The organism is Paenibacillus sp. GQ49 (genome assembly GCF_059759055.1).
The window spans coordinates 18139-42958 of the sequence record NZ_JCAXEL010000029.1 but is presented as its reverse complement, the minus strand read 5'-3'; the positions used below and the strand labels follow the sequence as shown (position 1 = coordinate 42958).

Here is a 24820-nt window from a genome sequence, read left to right as displayed (position 1 = left end):
CCGATATCCCTCCGTTATTCGTTACTCTCCAACTCTATGACTAGCATTGCCAGAATGAAGAGACTTCAAACAGAAGAATATGCAATTAACTGACGGTCCGTGGACGCTCCATCCGGTTGATGCCAGGCACACGCAGTGTGGCCCATTCAGGGCGGAAATGCTCTACTTTTCCAACAACAACGGTCATATCATCCAATATCTCATGCTGCTGATATCTTATGACACTTTCAAGCAGGCAATCGGCCAAATCTTGCGGATCCTCTGTATCAATCTCTTGAATGAGCCGTTTCATCCATAACTCTTTGTTCACCGCATACCCCGGTGCATCATAGATGCCATCCGTCATCATAATGAGGATATCCCCCGGCTGAAGCTGTACCGTCACCAGATCCACTTCAATATCTTTAATAATACCGATTGGCAAATTGCTGGCTGAAACCTGAATAACCTCCTGTCCTCGTTTGATAAAACTTGGCGTCGATCCGATTTTCATAAACGTGGTCTCTGCCGTATATTCATCGATCAGCGCCATATCCACTGTTGCATACATCTCTTCAGGGGAGCGCAGCATCAGAACGGAGTTCACGGATTTGATCGCCAGTTTCTCGTCCATGCCGGACTGTAGCAACTGTTCCAGTATGTTCAGCGCCGCGCTGCTCTCCATGCGTGCCCGTTCTCCATTGCCCATTCCATCACTGAGCGCCACCGCGAATGTACCATTGCCTAACTCAACCGTACTGAAGCTGTCGCCTGACATCACATCTCCCCCTTTTGCGGCGGCAGCAACACCCGTGGTTACCTCGAACGTTTTGGCCGAACCAAACGTGACAGTTGCCAGTCCCTGACGAGGATCGGTCATGGTCTCATGCAAGACGGCAATATGCTCGTCCAGTACATCCGAGATCAGCGGAGCAATCATTTTCCGGCACTCATCGAATCCACGTGTATATGCATGTACAATCTCAATCTCTACATTGCCCGCTTCCAGATTGATGATCTCAATGGAGTGAATGGACAAGCCCAGTGACTCCAGTGCGTCCCGAATCTGCTCCTCCTGCTGTACCATCTCATCACTTTCCCGCTGAATTTCTTTGGCCAGGTCCTCCATAACCTGAGATACACCGGACAATTGCTCTGCAACCAGCTGCCGGCTATCGATAATTTGACGCTTCCATTGCATGTTATGTTGATGCAGTCCATACTGGGCACGCATGACTTCAAGGACCTCTTCCGGTTTCGCACACACCCTGTTCCAGTCGACTGGAATCTGCTTGCCTGAGATCTCCGGGTTTCCTTCAATCGTACTCATCACGTCCGTCATATATTTGTAGGTTTGAATAAACTTTGCATCCCAGCATTGTGTACGCTTGAAGCAGCTTGCACATGTGCCCTCGGCAACCGCATTCATGAAATGGTCCATTCCACCTTCTTTCTGTACCTGCTCCCCTGCACCGGACATCTGATCAAAGCTACGTGACAATTGATGGAATACCTGTGAGAACCGGGTTACCCGTTCTGCCGTGATATCCCGTATCCGTTTGGCATACTCATGCTGGGATTTCGTATGATCCTGCGTACCTGGCACATACTTGGATATCGCCGTCATCAGGCTTTTAGGTGTCAACATGAATAGTACGATAGCTGCACACGTCTCCCATAACGAGTTCATAACGTCTCCCGGTCCGCCCAGATATATGGATAGAATGGATGAACCCAGCAGCATACCCAGTGCAACTGCCGCACGTTTACCCTCTCGAAGCATACCCGCCAGCATCCCGGCAAAAGCAAGCAGGCTCATCTGATATACCGCTGACATGTCAGCCAAACTCAGAATCAAGCCGGTAATGACCCCAACTGAGGCTCCGAGGGGGGCTCCGCCCACCAGCGCAAAGATTAATATGAGATAACGGGAGAGCATATGCTCGACGGATAAGGACTGAATGGTCCACCCTACGGCTCCCGTCATAACGGAAGCGAGCAATATGATCAGGCAGAGGATCTCCTCGTTCTTTAGGCTGAACTTTTTTTTGCGGTAGGTGAAGATCGGTATGGCTTGTATAAAAACAAGGGTGAGCACGAAACTTAGTACGGAATCCATCGTGAGCATCAACATCGCGTACCAGCTGAAGGATGGCCCGATCACAACCGCGAATAATTTGACCATAAATGTAGTCGTAAACACCATCGTTGGTGCATAAGATAATTCAGCACGATCATAAGATTCCAGTCCACGGAAGAGCAGATAAAAGATGGCGATCTCCGATGCAACAATGAGTGGTACCGGAAACGGTGCAAAGAGACTGCCTGCGAGAAGTGCAGCGCCTACCGGAATGATGTAATCCCTGCGCATGAAAGCAATTACGGCGAAGTAAGCAATGGCAAAGGGAGATAACTCATTCAGGATCATTGCCTTACCGAGCAGGAACCCCATAAACGTAAGCAGCAGTACCCATTTGCGGGAAGCAACCATCTGGACAGCCTTGCGGGAGCCAAGCCATTGTTTCAGACGTACCGACAGCTCCTCCCGAGCTTCCGTACCTCCTTTACCTGCTTTCATTCCCGGAAATTGAATGACATTCCACTTTTCCATCATCCTCAAGGCACCCCATTCGATTAATTTGAATTTTCGTGTTTCGTTCTCGATGGTTCTGATTATAGATAGATTAGAAGACGTAGTTTGTCAGAATAGGTGGGCAGGGTCCAAAAAGTTTACGACAAAAGAAACAAGCCTGGCGCGGTGGAGCGAAACCCCCGGCCTTATTGTGGTTTCATTCCTTCTCCTACTTGATTCCGACAATTGGAATGTCTGATTTTGAACCGAAGATGGTTTGGTCTCGCCATCATTTGAGCAGGATAACTGTGGAATGCCACGGAAACCTGTCGGTAAAAAATGGTAGACGACAAATGTTCTTATGGTTTCATTTTGCCGTGCAGAAAAACCGGGGATATGGAGCTCCACCTTACAAAAAAAGCTATTCAACTCCTTATCTGTGATAGAAACGCAAAAAAACCGCTAGCCCATGGGCTAACGGTTTTACTTATATGTTTAGATCAGGTTGTGACAGATTACACACGCTTGGCCCCACGGCCTCCGCGTTTGCCTTCTGTGTTCTTCTTAAGCGAAGAGATCCGCTCTTCACTATCTTTCAGGAAGCGTGACATTTTATCCTCAAATGAAGGTTTGCCTGCTGCGGGCTTGAAAGAACGGCCTCCGCGGTCACCACGGTTAAATCCACCGCCGCCACCACCACGACCTTGGCCACCACTTGGGCCTCCGCCGCTGAATCGTTCGCGATCTCCTCCACTGCGTTCCGGTCTAGGAGCTCTCGGGGGTCTAGATTGGGTTTGTTGCTCAACCGGTTTGTCAACAGCTTGCTTAATGGAAAGTCCGATCTTGCCATCCTTGTCAACGTTGATAACCTTGACTGTAACGAGGTCATTCAGCTTCAGGTGGTCGTTGACATCTTTGACGTAATTGTCGGCGATTTCCGAGATGTGAACGAGACCCGTGACACCTCCTGACAGATCCACAAATGCTCCAAAATGCGTGATTCCTGTCACCTTGCCCTCTAACTTGGTGCCCACTTCAATTGCCATAGAATAAAATGATCCTCCCTTAAAAATATACAACCCGATTTTTTGAATGCCAAAATCAATGCTGCGCTAATGTAATTATACCTTATGCCGTAAACCAAGGTCAACTGAACACTACCCCATCAGAGAGCCTATTTTTTCCGGTTTAACGGCTTCAGACACACGGATAACAAACCTAGCTCGGTAATGGACCGAATTCCATCAGTTCCCTGACTCTTCAACCTGGATCGGCGTTTCCTCAGGAAGATAATATCCTTTTTTCCGTGCCAGCTGTCCTATGTATTCAGGGTCATTCAACCGGCTGACTTCGTACTTCAACTGTTCCAGCTTCTTCAATGTATCTTCCTTTGAAGCTTGCTGAGTGGCCAGATGAGAACTCTTGTCCGAAATTTGTGCAGTCTGCACAAGGAATGTATATCCTGCCCATATTACAAATACAATCATAAACGTCATCCAAAGCATGAGGCGCCTTTTTGCACCGGCAGATTTTCCTTGGTTAGTTGGAACCTTTGATCTGCCCACAGGTGTTTTACCCATTACGGACCTCCTTAAAACCAGCGTTTCCATATCGCTGCAATTCTTGTACCCACACGGATCATGAAGCGTGGCGTTACCCAATGTTTCAGGAGCGGCCTAAACATCCAGCGGAACAACTTGCCGAAAGGTACCAAACACTGCAGCACCAGCCTGCCCAGGAATAATAGTATCGCAATTACAAAACCGAATAATACGCGAATTAACTTATAAATTCCTTTAGCCGGCATAACGATTAGGATGTTAAGGATATGTCCACACCAATGAATCAGCGTTCTTGCGAGTTTAATTAACATTACCACAAAACGCTGGGTTGTAACACTTAAAAGCCAAAAATAGAAGCAAACCCCTATAATCAGCCCCAAAAAGACATAAAACCGCAACTGTCCGTGGTTTCCGGCGTATAGCATCCGAAAAACGAACAGCGCGGAAGCAACCCAGTACAACAGATCGAGCGTGTGAATACTCCATCTCGGAAACCGCAGCTGTCCGGACAGTACCCGGTAACTGTCATAGGCCATTCCCATCACGACCCCCGAGGTAAGCATCCACATCAATGTGATCCATTGAGTTTCCGGACTCATCGGAACATCTTGCCAAACAGGCCTTTACCATTTTTGGACTGGGAACCGGGGTCCAGATATTGGAGCGAACTGACTGTGCCTTCAATGGATAACAGACCTTCCTCCAGGCTCAGGTTTTTGATATGTAAATTGTGCCCCCGGATGGTCAGATGCCCAAGTTCAGTCTGCAGCAAAAATTCCTCACTGTCGAAGCTCTCCACGTTGGAGACACCCGTCAGATCCAGCAGTTTCCGATTCTGCATGCTCAGATGATGCTGTTTGGCCTTACCGTGCTCAACCATGGCATGTACCCCTCCTTCTTACACCTAGCTTATGGATGTGGAGGTTGGAATAGAACCAGCGTTGTTGAACAAATAAACCGGCATCCAGTAAAAAAACAAAAACGCCCTTCCCTGTTACAGGAGGACGTTTCGATTCAACTTGCATTGAATGAATATTTAATACCAGATGTACTGTTACCAGTTCATTCCGTTATCCTTGGCGATCGGCTCTTCCTTCACCAAGGTGTAGAGGCTGCTCGCCTCATCCTTCTTGGTACTCTCGGCAATTCGTTCCACCCTCACAGTGACCAGTTTCTGACCGAACTGAACCGTCAGCTCATCGCCCACTTTGACAGCGGCGCTGGGCTTAGCTTCACGTCCGTTCACCAGAACACGTCCCTGTTCAGAGACGTCCTTGGCCACAGTGCGGCGTTTGATTAGCCGGGAGACCTTCAGGAATTTATCAAGACGCATTATTTTACGGCTTCTTTAAGTTTGTTGCCTGCTTTGAATGCAGGAACAGTGGACTCAGGAATCACGATCTCATTCCCTGTTTGTGGGTTACGTCCGGTACGACCGGAACGTTTGCGGGTCTCAAAAGTGCCAAAGCCGATCAATTGTACTTTGTCTCCGCTGGCAAGTGCATCTGTAATTTCTCCCAAAAAGCCGTTCAATACGGACTCAACGTCTTTTTTAGTCAAACCACTTTTGGTTGAAATGTTGTTAATCAGATCTGTTTTGTTCATTTTTAAAAGCCTCCCAAATTGAAAAAAAAGTATCTGCGATTCCTGACAATACATCGATTGCCGCTGATTCGCGTTAGGTCACTACACATGTATTCTGGCTTGGTATCTGAAATCCTGCCTTGGTCCGCGACTTTTTTTAGCTTTTTGTCGAGGGTCCGCAGGCAACAGTCTAAGACCAGTACCCGAAACCATCTGTCGCTAAACACCAACACCAGTTTACACAGATGAACACATGTTCGTATTATCATAACACACTGCATAGCATGAATGGAATAAAGTTATCTAGCTTTTCCCAGAAAATTGAACCCGTTATAATCCTGCCTTCTTCGCATCCTGCCACAATTGCTCCATCTCTTCTACATTGCTATCTGCTGGTGTTCTTCCTTGTTCACGCAAACGCTCCTCGATAAAATGGAACCGCCCAACGAACTTGCGGTTGGTCGCAGCGAGTGCCTCTTCCGGGTCCGTATCGATGAATCTTGCAACGTTCGCGGCTGCGAATAATAAATCCCCCAGTTCAAGCTTCCGTTCTTCCGCAGACTGGCCTTGTTGCACCGCTTCTTTCAACTCCGCCAGTTCTTCCTCGATCTTGGCAAACACACCTTCAACATCATCCCAGTCAAAGCCTACTTTGGCTGCTTTCTTCTGTAACTTGTATCCCTTCATCAATGCAGGCAAGTCACGCGGTATACCATCCAGCACGGAAACCTTCTGCTGATCCTGGCCTTTGCGCTTCTTCTCCTCTGCTTTCATCTGTTCCCAGTTCTGAAGAGCTTCATTCGCATCTTCTGCCTGATTATCTCCAAACACATGTGGATGGCGGAAGATCAGCTTATCATTCAAACCCTCGATGACATCATACACATTAAATGTGCCCACTTCTTCTTCCATCTGGGAGTGCAATAAAATCTGCAGCAGCAGATCACCCAGCTCTTCTTTCATATGGTCGGGGTCATCCTCATCGATCGTCTCAATGACCTCATAGGTCTCTTCAATCAGGTTTTTGCGAATGGACTGATGTGTCTGCTCCTGATCCCATGGACAGCCACCCGGACTGCGAAGAATATTGACGATCTCATGCAAACGCGCAAAGGATCTGCGACGCAGGGCATCATCGGTGTTCTTCGGCACATAGATTAGTGACAGGTTACCATACCCTTCGATCCGGTCCAGTTCGTGCAATGGAATCTTGTGAATGACCTCCTGGCCCTGTACACCCAACGCGTGACCAACAAATACCGGATAATCATCCGGGTAAACCTCCATCAGGCATAGCTTCACATCCGAAGCAGTGAAGACATCGTAGACTTGCCCAATCAATGTATGTAGCTGTGGTTGTACCAATTCCGTGTTCAGGCTGCTGGCATCCAGGAGTTGAAACCCTTCAATCGGGTCGAATCCAAGCCGTATAAAGGCTTCGTCCAGGAAGCTCTCTCCGCCCATAACACGCAATGAGATACCCATCTGCGGACAACGTTCTTTGAGCAGGCGTACACTTGCTTCTGCTACCATCGGATGACCGGGTACGGCATACACAATCTCCGTTCCGGCCTCACCCTTGCGAGCGGCCTCTATCAGTTGATTCGCGATCTCATCATACACCTCGGGGAAGGAGGATTTCGCCTCATAGATGCCATCAAATGATGTCATCTCTAGTCCCTCTTGCTTCAGATCATTCAATACGGGATGATCCAGGGTGCGTACATACAGCGTAGCTGCATGTTTCATTTTTTTGATAATACCTACGGTCAGTTGGTCTGCATCTCCAGATCCAAGACCCACTACGGTTAAAGCTGCACTCATTACGTAAACCTCCATCCGGACTATCCTGTTGCAAGCTCACTGATTCATCGTGCCTGAACAGGACTAATTACACGTATTATACCAGAATCATTCGATATCCTATAATTGCATATTAGCTGTGCTGGGTATAGAAGCACCGTGAGCATGGAGCTAGCGCAGTACACGCAGTCTGCGCAGCAGCTTGGCAAGGCGAGGCCCCAACTTGGGCACAGCCGCCAGCTCCGCGGCGGTCAGTAACCCTGTCCGGGCCGCCGCCAGCAAGAACACGGCCGAGCCTGCGGCAATGCCCAGCAGGCTCACGCCCATCGCGGCCAGCCGGCGGTCGGCCGCGATACCCATGCCGCCGAGTACCGCTTCGGCGGCCCAGGCCGTGCCTACCGCCGCCAGACTCATGGCGGCGATCACCAGCGCCGGCTTCGCCAGGACGGCGCCAGGGGCAGGGCGCAGGGCGACAAGTCGCGCCAGCAGCGCCACATTCAGGCCAGCCGCCAGCATGTAGGCGACTGCGCCTGCCAGCGCCGCGCCGCTGATGCCCAGCGCCGGCACAAGCATGACGTTCAGCAGCGCCTTGACGCCTGCGGCGGCCAGCATGCTGAACGCGGGTGCGCGCACGGCGCCGAGGCCTTGCAGCAGCGCCGCCGCAATTATGCTGACGGTGCTGCCCGCAGCCGTCAGCGCCATGTACCGCAGTGCTTCGGTGCCTGCGGCATCTCCGTAAAGCATGCGGTTAATCGGCTCCGCCAGCACCGCGAGACCCGCGGATGCCGCCAGGCCGATCAACCAGAACCAGCGCAGCGCGAGGCCTGCTTGCTGCCGGACGGCTTCTGGCCCGCCCTTTAACCGGGCTTCCGCCATCGCCGGAATAAACAGCACAGATAGTGACGTGGCAAGCATCGTCACCAGTTGAACCAGCGGCAATCCACGGTTGTAGATGCCGAAGGAAACCATCGACTGAAGCTCATCCAGTCCTTCTCCCCGCAGCAACCGGGGTACGGTGAAGGTGTCCACCAGATTCATCAGAGGTACGGCCAGCGACCCGAGACAGACAGGAATGGCATACATGAGCAACGTCCTGATCCATTCTCCGTTGGATCGTGACCGTTCTCCCAGAGCGGGATTAATAGCACTCACCGTTTTCTTCTGCGGCGTAACCGGCCTATGCTCCTGACGCTCATGACGATCTGATCCAACCTCCCCGCCTTTACTGCTCCATTCCGAATCCAATTGCCCGATTCGCTCTTCCTTGCCTTTCCGCCGATGACGGACCATGTACCCTAACATGGTTAACAGCCCAACCATTCCACCAGCGACAGAGCCCATCATGGCGCCAGCGGCAATAGTCTCAAGCGAAGCGTCCCGTCTCATCAACCACAGAAGCAGAACAATCATGACGGTGACACGTATCGTCTGCTCCACCACTTGTGATACCGCTGTTGGAACCATCTGCTGTAATCCCTGAAAATATCCACGCAGCCCTGTCATCACCGGTACAAACAACAAAGCCCATGAAGCTGCACGAATCGATGGAACCACATGACGGTTGCCAATCATGTCAGCGATCAGCGGCGCGCCTGCATACATCAAGAGCGCCATTATAATTCCAATTCCCCCGAGCAGTAGGGAAGATAGTCGAATAATTCTTCTGCTTTCGTCTGGTCTTCCGAGTGCGTTCTGTTCTGCTACGAATTTGGATACGGCCAGCGGCAGCCCTGCAGCAGCAAGCGTGATAATGAGCATATATAACGGATACACCGTATTGTAGATGCCAAATACACCGTCTCCCCCCAGATTCTGCAGCGGAATCTTCTGAAAAGCACCAATGATTTTAGAGATAATGGCAGCAAGCCCAAGTATAAATGCACCCTGTAGCAGCCTTGAGCCTGTAGACGGCTGTTTCATAAGTCCCTCCCGAGTAATCCTTTTAAGCATACCTTGTTATTATAACTGCCTGAAGGCACACAGACTAACCCTCCCCATCACAATCATCAGGATTAACTTCGTTGTCCCTTAAAATGCAAAAACTCCCGTATGCCCAAGACAGGGCACCAGGAGTTGATCTGCGGTCTATTGTTCCATTTGCTTGCCAAGGAAACCAGCAGCTGTCTCAGACATCTTCACTTCCATCTGAGACATCTTCACCGATTCATCCTTATTGAACAGGATAACCGTTCCGATGGGGTCACCACCTGAAATAATCGGCGCAATAACAAAAGAGGATAACGTCTCGTCATGATCTTTGCTAAGCTCATAAGAACCGTTGTTTGTTTCCAAAATGGTCTTTCTGTTTTCCATACAACCTTCCAACAGTTGACCCACCTGCTTGTCCAAATATTCTTTCTTGGAGCCGCCTGCCACCGTGATAATGGTATCCCGGTCAGAAATCATTGTTACATGTCCTGTACTCTCATACAGGGATTCTGCATATTCTTTGGCAAAATCACCAAGTTCGCCAATTGGCGAATATTTTTTTAGGATAACTTCTCCATCACGATCCACGAAAATTTCCAGTGGATCACCTTCACGAATACGTAACGTACGGCGGATTTCTTTTGGAATGACCACACGACCAAGGTCATCTATACGGCGGACAATACCAGTAGCTTTCATTTCACATGTTGCCCCACTTTCTCGAGAAGATTTTTCAACTACTGTTCCTTAATGGGTAGAGGAAAGTCCCAGAACGTTTAGTGTGATATCTTGACCATAGTATTCATCTGTTCCCATTTCCTTATACATGCTTCGGAGAATATAGTTGTGTAACTTTCGAAGAAGGCGACCATGTACCCATACGACTTGAATATATACAAGAAGAAGCAAGAAGGAGGTCCTAAGTCCTCCCCTTGCTTCTCTGTATGGTTGTCCATATTTACGGCGAATTTAACCTTGAACGTATGCTAACACAGCAATTTTACCAGCTTACTTGCTGCTTGTACCTTCATCTGTAGTTGCATCTTTGTCTGTTCCAGTCGTACCTTGGTCAGTCTTGGTATCCGTACCTGTGGAGTCATCCGTTTTTGGTTCGGTTGTTTTCTCTCCTTCAGTTCCTGTACCCGTAGTACCTTCAGTCGTACCTTCAGTTGTGCCTTCTTCAGCTTTTTCTGTTTTTGGCAACTTAACTTCTTTTACGATCTTGTCCAATTCATTTTGCATGAACGTATCGATCTCAGCTGCAGCCAATTGGCTCTTCAGACTTTCTTTTTGTTCAGCCGTCAATTTGGCAAAGTCAGCTTCTGTACGAGCTTCCACTTTCATGACGTGGTAACCGTACTCTGTCTCTACTGGATCACTGATTTTGTTCAGAGGCAACGTTTTTGCAGCTTCCTTAAATGCCTCTACCCAGCTGCCTACAGGTGTATTTTCATACAGTCCACCCTTTTCAGCAGAACCTGGATCTTCTGAATATTTTTTTGCAATTTCAGCAAAATCAGCTCCGCCATCCAACTTGGTTTTTACTTCTTTTGCAATTTTAAGTGCGTCTTCTTTTTTACGCTCTTTTTGCGTTTTTGGATCTGTGAAGTTAATCAGCACGTGACGAACGGAAGCCGTTGTGAACTGATCTTTGTTTTTCTCAAACTCAGCCTTGATTGCATCGTCCGTAACGCCTGTTTCTTTATCTTTGATTACTGTCATGATCCGAGTCATGTAGTCTTTAATGTTATCGTCTGTCAGGTTCTGAGCTTTGAGCATTTCTGTCCATTGATCTGCCTGAACAGAAGCTTTCATTTTATCGAATTGCTCAGTTGCCGCTTTGGTACCTGCTGTTTTGGCATCTTCGCTTGCTTTGCCACTCAGATATTCATAAGCAACTTCCTGTTTCACCAGATACTCTTTGAAATCGTCCATATCCATCATTTGTGCATACTCCGGATAGAGGAATTTCATGACACGTTGCTCCATGTCGAATTCATTGGCTGTAATGGTACCACCATCATACGTAGCGACTACAGCACTTGTATCCGTCGATTCAGGTGTTTTTGCTTCTTCCTTCTTGCCACATGCAGCAAGCAGTGATAAGGATAGTACTGCGACCATGCTCACAGACAGTACTTTTCCTACTTTTTTATACTTTGGTAACATCCTTTAGTTCCCCCTTTGATTTAAAAGCAGTTTTCATGGACTCCAGAATTTTCTCTACCAGCTCCATCAGTTGCTTATCCCCAAGCCCCTTGCCTTTAGCGTGAATCAGCATATGGGGTCCTTGTTCAAATTGTACACGTCTTTCGAACTGATTTCCAATGTGCGCGATTTTCGAGAGTTCAAAGGCATGTTCACGCCCTTCATAGAACTTCACGGTAATGTCCTCACCGCGTTGGGAAATGGACTCAATACCGTAGATTTTGCCGTATACTTTCATCCGCGCAACAGCCAGTAAGTTAATGACGGCTTCCGGAAGATCACCGAATCGGTCAACCAATTCGTCTTCCAACTCCATCGCATCGTCGAAGGATGCAATGACCGCCACTTTTTTGTAGATCTCAATCTTCTGAATACTGTCATAGATATAATCGGACGGCAAGTAGGCATCGATACTGAGATCCAGGGTTGTGTTCCACTGGTCTGAAGGTACCGGCTCCTCGCCAAGCATCGTAACTTTGCGTTTGTTGATCTCCTCCGCAAGCATCTGGGAATACAGATCAAACCCGACGGAAGCGATGAAACCATGCTGCTCCGCTCCTAGCAGATTTCCCGCACCACGAATCGACAAGTCCCGCATGGCGATTTTGAATCCCGAGCCCAGTTCGGTGAATTCTTTGATTGATTGCAGACGTTTCTCAGCAACTTCAGTAAGCACTTTATCCCGTTGGTACGTAAAATAGGCATACGCAATACGGTTGGAACGCCCCACACGTCCGCGCAGCTGATACAGCTGGGAGAGTCCCATTTTATCCGCATCATGTACGATCAGTGTGTTTACGTTCGGAATATCTACCCCGGTCTCGATGATACTTGTGCTCACAAGCACGTCATATTCACCGTCCAGGAAGTCCAGAATCGTTTTCTCCAGCTCTGTTTCCGACATCTGACCATGTCCCACACCAACTTTGGCTTCAGGCACAAGTTCAGAAATTTCGGCAGCCATCTCCTGAATTCCCTGAACACGGTTGTAGAGGTAATACACTTGCCCACCACGGGCAAGCTCACGCTCAATCGCTTCACGAACAAGCGCCTGGCTGTGTTCAACCACATAGGTCTGCACCGGGAAACGATTCTCTGGTGGAGTCTCGATAACGGACAAATCACGCACACCCAGCATGGACATATGAAGCGTACGCGGTATCGGCGTTGCCGTCAGCGTCAGCACGTCCACATTGGTTTTCAGCTTCTTCAGTTTTTCCTTATGGGTTACACCGAAGCGCTGTTCTTCATCAACAATGAGCAGTCCCAGGTCCTTGAACACCAGATCCTGCGACAGCAATCGATGCGTCCCTATGACAATATCCACTGTGCCTGCCTTGATGCCTTTGGCTGTTTCATTCTGCTCTTTACGGGAGCGGAACCGGCTAAGCACATGAATGTTGAACGGATAACCGGAGAAGCGCTCACGGAACGTCTCAAAATGCTGCTGTGCCAAAATGGTTGTTGGCACGAGTACAGCCACCTGTTTGCCTTCAATAGCTGCTTTAAATGCAGCCCGAATAGCCACCTCGGTTTTGCCGTAACCAACATCCCCACACAATAAACGATCCATTGGACGGTTTTGTTCCATGTCCTTTTTGATTTCTTCGATCGCACGCACCTGATCACGTGTCTCATCGTAAGGGAACATGTCCTCAAACTCCTGCTGCTCCGCAGAATCCTTGTCGAATCCAAACCCTTTGGAGGTCTGACGCTCTGCATACAGCTTAATTAGATCATCAGCAATATCCTGTACGGATGTGCGGACTTTATTTTTAACCCGTGTCCACTCATTGCCGCCCAGCTTGTATATTTTCGGTTCTTTTTCTTCGGAACCAACATATTTCTGAATCAGATCGATCTGTTCAATAGGTACAGACAGTTTGTCTCCACCCGCATAGAGAATATGCATGTAGTCCTTATGAATACCGCCAACCTCGAGGGTGCCGATCCCAAGGTACTTACCAATCCCGTGGTTCTGATGAACGACATAATCGCCCACTTTTAGCTCGCTATAGGATTTGATCCGTTCAGCATTGTCTACATTCCGAATTGGTTTGCGTACTTTACGCTGTTTTTGCGAGAACATCTCGCCTTCGGTCACAACAGCCAAATGAATGGACGGCATTTCAAATCCCGTTTGCAAGTTACCGATCATCATCTCTGGCTCTGGAATATCATAGTCCATCAGTACCCGGCGCATCCGCTCGAGTCGCTCCTCACCGTTCGCCAGCATGAGTACTTGGACTCCGGCCTTCTGCCAGCGCTCCATCTCTGCCTTCAGTACATTCATCTGTCCATGGAAATCCTGCATGCCACGACTGATGAAGTTCAGAATGTTTTGTGGTTGGGTATGTGGAACCTGACGCAAAAAGATCGACATAAACAGCGTCTGGAATGGACGCTCATACAACAGTTCATCACCGTCTGCGGATAATGGGAGATCCGGAAGTGTTTTTCCGTTTTGCATCAAATGCAGGTTCCACTCCGATTCATCACGGTCGAGCTGTTTTGATGTCTCCGATAGTCTCGCAGGCTCATCAAGAACCAGCAGGGTATCTTCCGGCATATAGTCGTAGATCGTTTGGTTCTCCGGATAGAGCGGAGAGATATATTTATACATTTCAGAGAAATATACGTGCTCCCGCAAAAGCTCAATCTCCCGGTGAATTTCCTCACGAAGACGCAGCTTCGCCTGCCGGTCCGTCATTTTCTCCAGCTGTTGTTCGAGCAAAAGAGCAGCCGCATCGGCAGCCTTTTCCATACGTTCACGATCTGCAATTAACTCCTTGCATGGTAAAACCGTAATTTCTTCAATCCGTTCAATTGAACGCTGATCCGCTGGATCAAATGTCCGAATGGAGTCGATCTCATCATCAAATAACTCCACCCGATATGCGATCGATGAAGTAACCGGATAGAAGTCGATGATACCTCCGCGTACACTCATCTCACCACGAGATTCCACGCGTTCCACACGCTCATATCCGAGCTTTACCATCTCCAGCAAGAAGGAGTCCAGTTGAAGTGTGTTGCCCTGTTTAATCAAAATTCGAGCATTGGCCATCACTTCCGGAAGCGGAACATAACGTCTTACCCCGGAAAAAGGAATAACAACAACGCCCCTGAATCCCTGGGCGCAGCGGACCAACACATCAATACGCTGACCCAATGTTTCCGGGCTGGAAACAGCAGCTTCAGCAGCGACAAGTTCGTTGGCAGGATAGATCAACACCTGATCAGGTGAAAGCGCTTCCTGTAAATCTTCTGCAATTTTTTGAGCTGAAAACATATTGTGCGTTACTACGAGCAATGGTCGGTTCATTTCCTGATGCAGAGCAGCCAGCATAATCTGACGCGCCGAGCCGGATAGACCCGAAACCAATTGTTCCTTCATGCCGGACTTGATTCCGGCTGTAATGGACCCGAAGTCCGGATCTTTGGAAAAAGCCTGTATAAGTGCTTGTAACAAAAGGGGCACCTCTCTTATAACTTACTTGATTATCTCACGCATACGCGTAACATCACTATTAAAATGGATACAAATTCCTTTTTGTCCTGTTTCATCATATCGGATTACTCGCAACATTGCCACATCTGTTGATGCGGCTGAGCCTGATTTCGAGCTAGTCATGGCTTTCATGCCAACTGAAAAGAAGCCTCAGCAGGCTGCCAAGGCTATAAAAGGTGGAGCGTTATTACGCAACCGCCCTCAACTGTCATTCGATCCTGTACAGGCGATGTCTACTGAAGCGGACTCGCGAGCAGGCTAAGCTCCGGATTGTGCTCCAGGGCTTCCTTACAGTAATCACATGTAATCCGAACGGTAATGTCACCACCGGAATTATACGCTATTATATCCCTCCGCTCGTCGGGGGTCAAGAAATGAAAGCCGAGCTCTACTTCCGTTATCCGGGCAGAATCGATTCGTCCAATAAAGGTACGGCAATGCCTACATACGTAATTCACTGACATGTTTATGCCTCCTGAACATGGTTTATACATCCAGTATGTCCAGTATGGCTAAATCGAACCCGTCTTTATGATCATTTTACCAGTATGTTTTACAAAATTAACCGTTAAACTTCGCCATTGTTTGTTCAAACGTATGAGTCAAGCTATGCTCCAGAGCATCACACGTTTGCTCAATGGTCTGATCCAGGGCTTCCTTTTCTTTCTTCATGAATGTCGACAGTACATAATCAACAATGGCATGTCCTGGTTCAGGCCGGGATATTCCCATGCGTACGCGGTTAAACTGCTGTGTACCGGTATGCTGAATTATGGACTTGATTCCATTGTGTCCGCCTGCACTACCTTGGTAACGCAATCTGACTTTGCCAATCTCTGTATCCATGTCGTCGTACACAACAATCAGATCTTCAAGACTAACTTTATAAAAATCCATATATGCTCGAACCGATTCACCAGACAAGTTCATATAGGTCATTGGTTTGATCAGTACAGTTTTCACACCGCCAATATTGCCTTCTCCAATCAGCGCTTTACATTTATTCTGTGTAATGGAGATATTATGACGATCAGCCAACCGATCCAGTGCCATAAAACCGATATTATGACGGGTTTTGGCATAGTTCGAGCCTGGATTTCCAAGTCCGACAATCCACTTCATCTTGTTCCCTCCTTCGGATTAGCCTGAGGTGAGGCATAGACTTCGAATCTTATATTTCATATAATATCAAGAAAGTAAAGATCGATTTACTGTAGTGTTCACAGTAAATATTTTATCGACCCAGGAAGGTGAGCGGGTTTTGCGCGAAGACAATGGACAACTGACTCAACACAGCGATTTTATCTATCATCTCGAATATCACGTACCTGTACAGGTATACGACCGCGACACCCATATTGAGATTGGTCTAATCACACGTTTCGATAATCAATTCGTCGAAATTGCCGATACGCTTTTTCATCGGCGTCGTTTCCGATTTATCTCCCGCCCCGGGTATTAACCATATAAGATGAACGAACCATTTTACACTGGATCACTGCGCGTGCAGAAACATCTTCCGATCGCTGTTAAGTCGAAGCATATGCTTCCGAAGTAGCTTTCTTTCAGAAAGCTTTTAACTTCACTTCTTCAGATCTTTTCTGCCCTCTCCGTTATTGTGTAAATTAGTAGTTCAAATTATATGGACTGACCAGCGTCTGTTTCACTATTAATAAAACGGCACGCCGACAGGGGTTACATTTTCCATTGAACCGGAAAACGTAACCCCTCTACTACTTTATGCAGACATCCTTATTCAATTTCAAACAGCTTGCTGATTGACAATTCCTCATGAACCCGGATAATCGCTTCTCCGAGCAAAGGCGCTACAGACAACACTTTGAGTTTGCTTGTCGGATTAGCATGCGTAATTGGAATGGTATCCGTTACGATGACTTCCTTCAATGGTGCATTCTCCAAACGTTCCATCGCAGGTCCGGACAATACCGGGTGAGTACAGCACGCGTATACTTCTTTTACGCCGCCTTCCATCAGAGCATTCGCTCCCAGTACAATCGTTCCCGCCGTGTCAATAATGTCATCGATCAGGATGGCTGTTTTACCTTCGATGTTACCGATAATGTTCATCACTTCGCTCACATTTGGCTCAGGGCGACGTTTATCGATAATCGCCAGGGGTGCATTCAGGAAGTCAGCCAGTTTACGTGCGCGCACTACGCCACCGTGGTCAGGCGACACAACAACCGGATTTTCGATCTGTTTCGACCGGAAATATTGAGCCAGAATTGGCACTCCGAGCAAATGGTCGACCGGAATGTCGAAGAATCCCTGGATCTGCATTGCATGCAAGTCCATCGCGATGACACGGGTTGCACCCGCTTTTTCAATCAGGTTAGCAACCAGTTTCGCTGTAATCGGGTCACGTGAACGTGCCTTGCGATCCTGTCTTGCATAGCCATAGTAAGGAATAACGACGTTAATCGTCTTGGCAGATGCCCGTTTGAGTGCATCAATCATAACGAGCATTTCCATCAGGTTATCATTAACCGGCAAGCAAGTTGACTGCACGATGTAAACGTGACAGCCCCGAACACTCTCGGAGAGTTTCACTTGAATCTCGCCATCACTAAAGCTGGTTGTGTGAGATTCACCCATAGGGATCCCGATATAATCAGCAATTTGATGGGCAAGCTTGGGGTTAGAATTGCAAGTAAATATTTTTAATTTCGAATCAAAATAAGTCATAAAATAAAAACCCTCCGTGCTGGTTCATTGGAATCAATAAGCGTCTGCGACATGTCGGCACCTCCCGGATCTTCGGGAGGCAATCTTGTTATCAAAACCCCTTATTGGGGTTTGGCATTTTGTTTCTTGGCTTTGGCACGTCCGCGAATCTTCTCCGCATAACCAGGTTTATTCTCCTGACGTGGACGAGCAATGGCCAGATCATTCTCGGGAACGGAATGGGTAACGGTGGAGCCAGCAACCACATAAGCGCCTTTTCCTACCGTAATCGGTGCAATCAGATTGACGTTGCTGCCTACAAAAGCATCATCTTCAATCGTTGTCACAGCTTTATTATAACCATCATAATTGACAGTTATTGCCCCGCATCCAACATTTACGTTTTTCCCTACTTTGGCATCTCCAATATAGCTGAGATGAGATACTTTGGAACCTTCATCAATTGTAGCATTTTTCACTTCAACAAAGTCACCAATTTTTACGTTGCGACCCAGTTTGGTCCCTGGACGCAAATTAGCAAATGGACCTACCGTTGCATCAGAACCAACCTCGGCATTGGATACTACCGAATGTTTAATCGTAACTCCGTCCTGAATAACGCTGTCTTCCACATCTGCCTGAGGACCAATATGACATGCTTCACCGATGGAAGTTGTGCCTTTGAGGATCGTCCCCGGATACAAAACTGTATCTGCTCCAATCGTAACATCCGCTCCGATATATGTCGATGACGGATCAATGATTGTCACACCGTTCAACATATGGCGTACGGCAAGACGTTCACGCATGAAGGCTTCGGCTTGCGAAAGTGCAAGTCGATCGTTAACCCCGATGGATTCTGCAATGTCATCTGACATGTAAGCCTCAACCACTTCTCCATCATTGCGAAAAATGCCAACTACGTCTGTGAGATAATACTCTCCCTGAGCGTTCTGGTTCGTCACTTTTTCCAGGGCAGCGAACAATTTTGCATTATCGAAACAGTATGTGCCCGTGTTAATCTCATTCACAGCATCTTCCTGCTCCGTGCAATCCTTCTGTTCCACAATCCGTTGTACAGATCCATCTTCTCCGCGAATAACGCGGCCATATCCTTTGGGATTGTCCAACTGAGCCGTAAGAACTGTCGCTGCTGCTCCGCTGCTCTCATGCAGCTTCATCAGACCTTCCAACGTCTCACTGGTCACAAGTGGTGTATCTCCACAGACCACAATTGTAGATCCAGTTTCACCGCCAAGCAAGGATTTAACCTGCTTCACTGCATGACCTGTACCCAATTGTTCCGCCTGAAGTGCATACTCTGCTCTGGAACCCAAAAATGACTGCACCGCTTCGGCACCATGACCGACTACAACTACACTGCGTTCAACGCCTGCGCTGAGTGCTGCATCCAGCACATGTCCAACCATAGGTTTACCGCATACGGGATGCAGTACTTTGTACAATTTTGATTTCATTCGTTTCCCTTGCCCTGCGGCAAGAACGATTGCCATTCGTTTCAAAATTAACGACCTCCTGTTCTGAAAATCCCATTGAAATGCATTGCTGATCTATATCCAATGAGTATCGTTCAGCCGGCTTCAAGCCGGTCCTGTTCATCGCCTGCTGTCTCTGTAATCACACGTAACAACGCGGACACCAACGAATCGTGACCTATATGTATACGCCGTGTACCTGCGAGCTTAACCGAATCCCAATGATTCCTAAGATGCCGCCCTGCCACCAAGCGCACGATGCGCTTTTTGTTCTCTGCTAATAAACTCAATACTGAATATATCTTATTCCGGTCAAAAAGAAAAGAGAGCCATAAGACATGGCTCTCTTTTCCTTCGAACCCCAATAATGTTCTCAGGCACCTTCTTCAATGACTTCTTCCTCAGTTGCCGCACGATCGTATTCAGTCAAAACTGCTGCCTGAATCTTCTCACGCGTACCGGAAGAGATCGGGTGGGCGATATCACGGAACTCTCCATCAGGAGTACGTTTGCTCGGCATAGCAACAAACATTCCGTTGTTACCATCAATGACACGAATGTCATGAACGACGAATTCGTTATCGATGGTAATGGATGCGATAGCCTTCATTCTCCCCTCCGAGTTAACACGGCGGAGTCTGACATCCGTAATTTGCATGTGTGTGTTCACCACCTTTTTCCATCAGAACTTGGTGTATAATTCCACACAGCATATACGAACTCCTTCTTTTTATAACCACAAAAATTTCCTAATTTCAGGAATTTTTTTATTTAATACACAATTCGACAACGTTCATGCCAGGTCGATGGAAAAGACCTTTTAACGACATAACATTCGTCATCTTTCTACAGGTCAAAATAGTTGCCAGGCTTGACGGAAATCTGTCTGCTCTTGGCATCAACCGCTGTCAGTTTCGCCAGAGATACGTAATCTGTTAACAGGCGTTCTTCTGAATCTACAGAACCAGATTCCACCAGTACCCCTACCCCGGCAACTGTAGCATTAAACTCGGCCAAAAGATCGATCATCCCTTGCACCGTACCCCCGGCCTTCATGAAGTCATCCACAATAAGTACTCTGGAATGCTCACGCATCGCCCTACGAGAGAGAGACATGGTATGCAGACTTTTATGGGACCCGGATACATAATTGATACTTACGGCCGATCCTTCTGTAGCCTGATGGTCCCTGCGTACGAGCACGACAGGCAGGTTGAGCTGGGCTCCGGTCGCATAAGCCAGTGGAATTCCTTTGGTTTCTACCGTCATAACCACATCAATATTCATATTGCCAAAGGCCGTTGCAAAAATCTTGCCGGCTTCATTCATCAATGCGGGCTGACCAAGCAAGTCGGACATGTACAGGTATTCTCCAGGCAAGATCCGATCAGGTTGCGCGAGCTGGGTCGAGAGCCGCTCCGCGAATGCCAGTGCCAGTTCTCGGGATACCTTCGGAATCCATCTTACTCCCCCGGCTGCTCCAGCCAGTGTATGCAGTTCTCCTGACCCACCTTCTTCGAACACTTCCTTGATAATCGCCAAATCTTCACTAATTGAAGACTTTGCGGCTCCATAACGTTCGGCAAATGTGGTCAACGGAATAACCGTATGCGGTCTGGACAATAAGTATTGCGTCATTTCAACCAGCCTTGCGCTTCGTTTTAACTTCTTCACAGAGATCCATCCTCACGATCACGGAAACATCCAAATCCGAATAATTATTTAAGAATATAACACCTTTATACGTGTTTGTACATTATAAAAGCGAATTTTACGTTAACATACGTACAGCGTACACTTCTTTACAGAACCCACGTAGACCATTGTATATCCGGGCAACCTTCGATTCTTTGGAAACCAGACCAAATACCGTTGGACCGCTACCAGACATTAACACGCCGTCTGCACCCAATCGAATCATGGCATCCTTCAGATGCTGAACTTCCGGATACAGCTTCAACGTTACATCTTCAAGCACATTGCCCATCTGGTCACAGACTTCCGTAAATGATTGATTGCGAATAGCCTGCTCCATTTTAGCTGCACTCGGATGACGAACAATCTTGTCACTGCGGAACCTTCCGTACACATCGGCTGTAGACACATTAATCGGAGGCTTGGCCAGAATTACCCAGCATTGCGGCGGATTAGGAATGGGAGTCAACTTCTCACCACGGCCTGTAGCGAGTGCAGTCCCTCCTGTGATACAGAATGGAACATCTGACCCAAGTTCAGCTCCAAGCTCCTGCAGTTCGTGATCCGGTATATTCAACCGCCACAGACGGTTCAATCCACGCAGCGCTGCTGCTGCATCACTGCTGCCGCCGGCAAGTCCGGCTGCAACTGGAATCTTTTTATCCAGATGAATATGGACGCCCGTACGCACGTTATAGCGCTCCTTAATGAGTCTGGCTGCCTGGAAAGCCAGATTCTTCTCGTCGAGCGGGATATAACCTGCCTGACTGGAGATGAAAATAGTATCTCGCGGCAGCTCCGACATTTCCAGTCGATCAGCCAGATCGACCATGGTCATGATCATTTCAACTTCATGGAATCCATCGCTTCTTTTATGTAAAACGTCCAGCATCAAATTAATTTTAGCAGGCGCTTTTTCGTAAATTTTCAAGGCGTTCACCCGTCCTCACCTTTTCCCTAAGACAACTTAACATATTATATCAAAATGGGGCTGTCAAGTCATTTGTATTCCACATCTAAGGGGAAAAAGCGGGGTTATTCCTGACGGATTTCCCCGCTTTTCAGTCTGCTTGAACCGGATTAAGATTTGCGCGCAGCCTGCTCAGCAAGTTGAATGGCTCTTTTCACCATGTTTCCTGCATCCTTGGCTTTAATTCCGCCCCAACCTTCCTGTTGCACAGTATCATAGAAGCCCAGGTCTTTCGCGAGCTCATTCTTCAGATCCTCTGACATGACACTTCTTCTTCTGCGACTCATGAACCATCCTCCTCCAAAGTATCCTTCATAATGTGATGAGTTCGTTCACGTTTTGGACATCTTGCCATCAGGCCAAATTCAGTTTCCTGCATTGCTTAAGAAACTGTCCCTTCACCTGTCCATATAGTATGCCGCGACCGTTCCTCGCTCATTCCTGAGTATGTATGGGTTACGTTAGAGGGAGAATTGGTGTTTAAAGAAAACAAAAAAGCGATCCGCCTTGTGGGGCGAATCGCCTGTAAATCGATACTTACGTCTCCATATAGGAGCTATGCGTCTGGCTGCCCGGGTCATAAACCATGACTTCCACCGACTCCGTAAGTATATCCGCATAACTATAAGAAACTCGCTTGAAGGTTTCTTGCTCCTCATCAAGCTTAACAATAAAAACAGAAGGGTACGTTTCTTCCAATACACCCGTACGCTCAATGGTCTTACGGCGGCCACCATTAGCCCGCAGCATAATTTTCTGACCAATATGTGCATCGAGATTGCGTTTGATATCCAACAGCGTGTTTTTAGCCATTGTCGACGACCACCTCTTTTCTTGTCCATTATACCGGATTTTACAGTCATTGTCAAATCAAAACTAATTATTATATCAGCATCAAAAAGTTGTTGTCAATGAATTTTTTTGCAAACAAAAAAAGCCCCAAATTGGGACTTTAAATGGCCTACATCAGACTGCCGACGGGTTCACTTTTAGCGTAGATAAATCATTCAGCCCAGGCAGACCTACCCGGTAACTCCCCCGTGTCTCGACACCACCCACACCCTGGCTACCACTGATGGTATTGTGCAGAACATCACTCATGTTGACCGTATCGCGCACAGAGGTAAAGGAGGCCTTAGCTGCCACATAGACCGGATCAAGTGCATGAATGAGAATTCTGCCTGGAGAACTGGCAAAGTTCGCTCCAGCGCGCAGCAGTGCCTCAAAATGGGACTGACAGGCCCCTGCCACAATAGTGAGTGCATCCAAATGGCGTTCATATTGTCTGGCCACCTGAATGGCCGACACAAAATTTTGCGAGTTCTTGTAGCTACCAAGACTATATAAGTCATAGGGCTGACGTGTCTTTAGCACCCCATCATGACCCGTAATAACTACGATATCCGGACGTACTTTGGGTAATAAGCGGTATAAGGTATCTGCCATTGCCGATTCATGGACATATTGTCCCTCTGCGGGCACACGAAGTTGCTCATAGAGATCCATACTTTTTTTCAAATAGTTCGGATCTCCATCCAGATGAAGTACCTTTCCAGGCATTTCAAAATAAGCCGGTTCCTGCTGGGCAGACCAATCCTGTACCAGACCTTCCCGATTCCGCTCAGCCTGTTCCATACGATTCTGCTGCAGACGGGACAGGGTCTGATGTGCTTTAATATGCGCCTGTCTGGTCTTGGCGCTTTGTGGTTCGTAGGGAACCTGTATCAAATCGTCCACCGGGGAATCGGCAATCAGCCGGAACTCAGTCCCTTTAATGACCGCAGCATCCAACTGGAGGCCTTCCACCCGAAAAGTCACATCGCCGCCGTATGACTTCCGAACGACCAAGTCTCCGATATTCATCAACGTAATCACCTCTACCCCATCGTATGGGCAAAGACCCGGTTTGGTTCATTCAAATTTTACAGCGCTGCACGTACCCCTGCTTCCCACATTACGGTGCTGAGTGTGGCATACTCTTGCAGACTCAATGTCTCTCCACGCCGGGACGGTTGAATACCTGCCTGCTCCAGCAGAATGTCTGCCTGTTCCCGGTTCTCCTTTGTGAAGAAACGTGCCTTCAAGTTGTTTGAGATTGTTTTTCTCCGCTGGGCAAAAGAAGCCTGTACCACTTCGAAGTAGTGTGCTTCATCCGGAATCTCCACTGGTGGCTGCTCACGCACCTTCAGCTTAATGACAGCTGATTCCACATTAGGTTGCGGAATGAAGACCGTAGGAGGCACAATACACACAAGTTCCGGCATACTGTAGTACTGAACTGCGATGCTCAGACTACCGTAGTCTTTTGATCCCGGTGCAGCAGCCATGCGTTCAGCCACTTCTTTTTGGATCATGACAACAATGCTGTCTACCGGCAGTTTCTCTTCCAGAAGTTTCATCATGATTGGAGTCGTTACATAATAAGGCAGGTTAGCCACAACACTGACTTTGTCCACGGATGCAAAATCCGTATTAAACAACTCAGCCAGATCAAGCTTTAACACATCGCCATGATGAACACGTACATTTGAATAAGGCTGCATCACTTCTCCCAGGATTGGGATCAAGCGCTGGTCAATCTCTACGGCTGTGACGGGACCGGCTACCCGAGCCAGTCGCTCCGTGAGGGCTCCAATACCAGGCCCGATCTCCAGTGCGCCCTTGGACTCGTCCAGATCGGCCGCATTAACGATTTTGTTCAGTATATTTTGATCGATCAGAAAGTTCTGACCCAGACTTTTCTTGAATGAGAATCCGTGTCTTTGAATAATCTCTTTCGTACGCTTTGGCGTTGCAATTTCAATCGTCTCTTCCATGTTCTTCATA

Annotated in this window: 25 protein-coding genes; 1 reads left to right on the top strand and 24 read right to left on the bottom strand. The window is 47.9% G+C overall.

Going from position 1 to position 24820, the window contains the following annotated elements; translation table 11 throughout:
• Positions 1-85 precede the first annotated feature (85 nt).
• The 14 genes from spoIIE to pth form a co-directional block, all read right to left on the bottom strand.
• Complete coding sequence (spoIIE, locus tag AC6CIF_RS29885) at positions 86-2593, bottom strand: stage II sporulation protein E (RefSeq protein ID WP_498202558.1); 2508 nt, start codon at positions 2591-2593, stop codon at positions 86-88.
• A 473-nt stretch (positions 2594-3066) separates the two neighbouring features.
• A complete protein-coding gene (locus AC6CIF_RS29880) occupies positions 3067-3597 on the bottom strand; it encodes a S1 domain-containing RNA-binding protein (protein ID WP_017691357.1) in 531 nt (176 codons plus the stop codon).
• 198 nt (positions 3598-3795) lie between these two features.
• A complete protein-coding gene (locus tag AC6CIF_RS29875; RefSeq protein WP_498202557.1) occupies positions 3796-4131 on the bottom strand; it encodes an FtsB family cell division protein in 336 nt (111 codons plus the stop codon).
• An 11-nt stretch (positions 4132-4142) separates the two neighbouring features.
• On the bottom strand, positions 4143-4712 hold the full coding sequence (gene yabQ, locus AC6CIF_RS29870) for a spore cortex biosynthesis protein YabQ (RefSeq protein ID WP_498202556.1): 570 nt from the start codon (positions 4710-4712) through the stop codon (positions 4143-4145).
• Positions 4709-4993 (bottom strand): sporulation protein YabP, encoded by a 285-nt coding sequence (yabP, locus tag AC6CIF_RS29865; protein ID WP_036606119.1) that lies wholly within the window; start codon positions 4991-4993, stop codon positions 4709-4711. The genes yabQ and yabP overlap by 4 nt, the downstream gene beginning before the upstream one ends.
• Before the next feature lie 174 nt (positions 4994-5167).
• Positions 5168-5446, bottom strand: a complete 279-nt coding sequence (locus AC6CIF_RS29860; protein ID WP_017691361.1) for an RNA-binding S4 domain-containing protein — start codon at positions 5444-5446, stop codon at positions 5168-5170.
• Positions 5446-5718, bottom strand: a complete 273-nt coding sequence (locus AC6CIF_RS29855; RefSeq protein WP_017691362.1) for an HU family DNA-binding protein — start codon at positions 5716-5718, stop codon at positions 5446-5448. Before AC6CIF_RS29855 ends, AC6CIF_RS29860 begins: the two co-directional genes overlap by 1 nt.
• A 309-nt stretch (positions 5719-6027) precedes the next feature.
• Positions 6028-7521: a bifunctional methyltransferase/pyrophosphohydrolase YabN gene (gene yabN / locus AC6CIF_RS29850; RefSeq protein ID WP_498202555.1), complete on the bottom strand. Its 1494-nt coding sequence runs from the start codon at positions 7519-7521 to the stop codon at positions 6028-6030.
• A 150-nt stretch (positions 7522-7671) separates the two neighbouring features.
• Positions 7672-9420 (bottom strand): putative polysaccharide biosynthesis protein, encoded by a 1749-nt coding sequence (locus AC6CIF_RS29845; RefSeq protein WP_498202554.1) that lies wholly within the window; start codon positions 9418-9420, stop codon positions 7672-7674.
• Positions 9421-9585: 165 nt separating this feature from the next.
• The gene (gene spoVT / locus AC6CIF_RS29840; RefSeq protein ID WP_036606123.1) at positions 9586-10128 is read right to left on the bottom strand and encodes a stage V sporulation protein T; all 543 of its coding nucleotides are present in this window, start codon (positions 10126-10128) and stop codon (positions 9586-9588) included.
• A gap of 309 nt (positions 10129-10437) precedes the next feature.
• On the bottom strand, positions 10438-11598 hold the full coding sequence (locus tag AC6CIF_RS29835; RefSeq protein ID WP_498202553.1) for a peptidylprolyl isomerase: 1161 nt from the start codon (positions 11596-11598) through the stop codon (positions 10438-10440).
• Positions 11582-15109, bottom strand: coding sequence for a transcription-repair coupling factor (mfd, locus tag AC6CIF_RS29830; protein ID WP_498202552.1), 3528 nt, complete (start codon positions 15107-15109; stop codon positions 11582-11584). The genes AC6CIF_RS29835 and mfd overlap by 17 nt, the downstream gene beginning before the upstream one ends.
• Before the next feature lie 272 nt (positions 15110-15381).
• Positions 15382-15612 carry an anti-sigma-F factor Fin gene (gene fin / locus AC6CIF_RS29825; RefSeq protein ID WP_017691368.1) on the bottom strand — a complete coding sequence of 77 codons (231 nt, stop codon included), beginning with the start codon at positions 15610-15612 and terminating at the stop codon, positions 15382-15384.
• A gap of 97 nt (positions 15613-15709) precedes the next feature.
• On the bottom strand, positions 15710-16270 hold the full coding sequence (pth, locus tag AC6CIF_RS29820; RefSeq protein ID WP_036606126.1) for an aminoacyl-tRNA hydrolase: 561 nt from the start codon (positions 16268-16270) through the stop codon (positions 15710-15712).
• A gap of 139 nt (positions 16271-16409) precedes the next feature.
• Between pth and AC6CIF_RS29815 the strand changes: the two genes are divergently transcribed.
• Positions 16410-16610 (top strand): hypothetical protein, encoded by a 201-nt coding sequence (locus AC6CIF_RS29815; RefSeq protein ID WP_024633712.1) that lies wholly within the window; start codon positions 16410-16412, stop codon positions 16608-16610.
• A 290-nt stretch (positions 16611-16900) separates the two neighbouring features.
• Here the strand turns inward: AC6CIF_RS29815 and AC6CIF_RS29810 are convergent, their stop codons facing one another.
• The 10 genes from AC6CIF_RS29810 to rsmA form a co-directional block, all read right to left on the bottom strand.
• Positions 16901-17854, bottom strand: coding sequence for a ribose-phosphate diphosphokinase (locus AC6CIF_RS29810; RefSeq protein ID WP_017691370.1), 954 nt, complete (start codon positions 17852-17854; stop codon positions 16901-16903).
• Positions 17855-17955: 101 nt separating this feature from the next.
• Entirely contained in the window at positions 17956-19347 is a 1392-nt protein-coding gene (gene glmU / locus AC6CIF_RS29805; protein ID WP_244988576.1) for a bifunctional UDP-N-acetylglucosamine diphosphorylase/glucosamine-1-phosphate N-acetyltransferase GlmU, read from the bottom strand.
• Between the two features lie 77 nt (positions 19348-19424).
• The gene (locus AC6CIF_RS29800; RefSeq protein ID WP_124118801.1) at positions 19425-19619 is read right to left on the bottom strand and encodes a hypothetical protein; all 195 of its coding nucleotides are present in this window, start codon (positions 19617-19619) and stop codon (positions 19425-19427) included.
• An 83-nt stretch (positions 19620-19702) separates the two neighbouring features.
• Positions 19703-19987: a septation regulator SpoVG gene (gene spoVG, locus AC6CIF_RS29795; RefSeq protein WP_017691372.1), complete on the bottom strand. Its 285-nt coding sequence runs from the start codon at positions 19985-19987 to the stop codon at positions 19703-19705.
• 188 nt (positions 19988-20175) lie between these two features.
• Entirely contained in the window at positions 20176-21003 is an 828-nt protein-coding gene (gene purR / locus AC6CIF_RS29790) for a pur operon repressor (protein ID WP_017691373.1), read from the bottom strand.
• A 97-nt stretch (positions 21004-21100) separates the two neighbouring features.
• Positions 21101-21955: a 4-(cytidine 5'-diphospho)-2-C-methyl-D-erythritol kinase gene (gene ispE, locus AC6CIF_RS29785; protein ID WP_026081373.1), complete on the bottom strand. Its 855-nt coding sequence runs from the start codon at positions 21953-21955 to the stop codon at positions 21101-21103.
• A 149-nt stretch (positions 21956-22104) separates the two neighbouring features.
• The gene (locus tag AC6CIF_RS29780) at positions 22105-22281 is read right to left on the bottom strand and encodes a small, acid-soluble spore protein, alpha/beta type (RefSeq protein WP_017691375.1); all 177 of its coding nucleotides are present in this window, start codon (positions 22279-22281) and stop codon (positions 22105-22107) included.
• 250 nt (positions 22282-22531) lie between these two features.
• Positions 22532-22807, bottom strand: a complete 276-nt coding sequence (gene veg / locus AC6CIF_RS29775) for a biofilm formation stimulator Veg (RefSeq protein ID WP_017691376.1) — start codon at positions 22805-22807, stop codon at positions 22532-22534.
• A 153-nt stretch (positions 22808-22960) separates the two neighbouring features.
• Complete coding sequence (yabG, locus tag AC6CIF_RS29770; RefSeq protein WP_017691377.1) at positions 22961-23857, bottom strand: sporulation peptidase YabG; 897 nt, start codon at positions 23855-23857, stop codon at positions 22961-22963.
• Positions 23858-23916: 59 nt separating this feature from the next.
• Positions 23917-24819 carry a 16S rRNA (adenine(1518)-N(6)/adenine(1519)-N(6))-dimethyltransferase RsmA gene (rsmA, locus tag AC6CIF_RS29765; protein WP_100528122.1) on the bottom strand — a complete coding sequence of 301 codons (903 nt, stop codon included), beginning with the start codon at positions 24817-24819 and terminating at the stop codon, positions 23917-23919.
• Position 24820 lies beyond the last annotated feature (1 nt).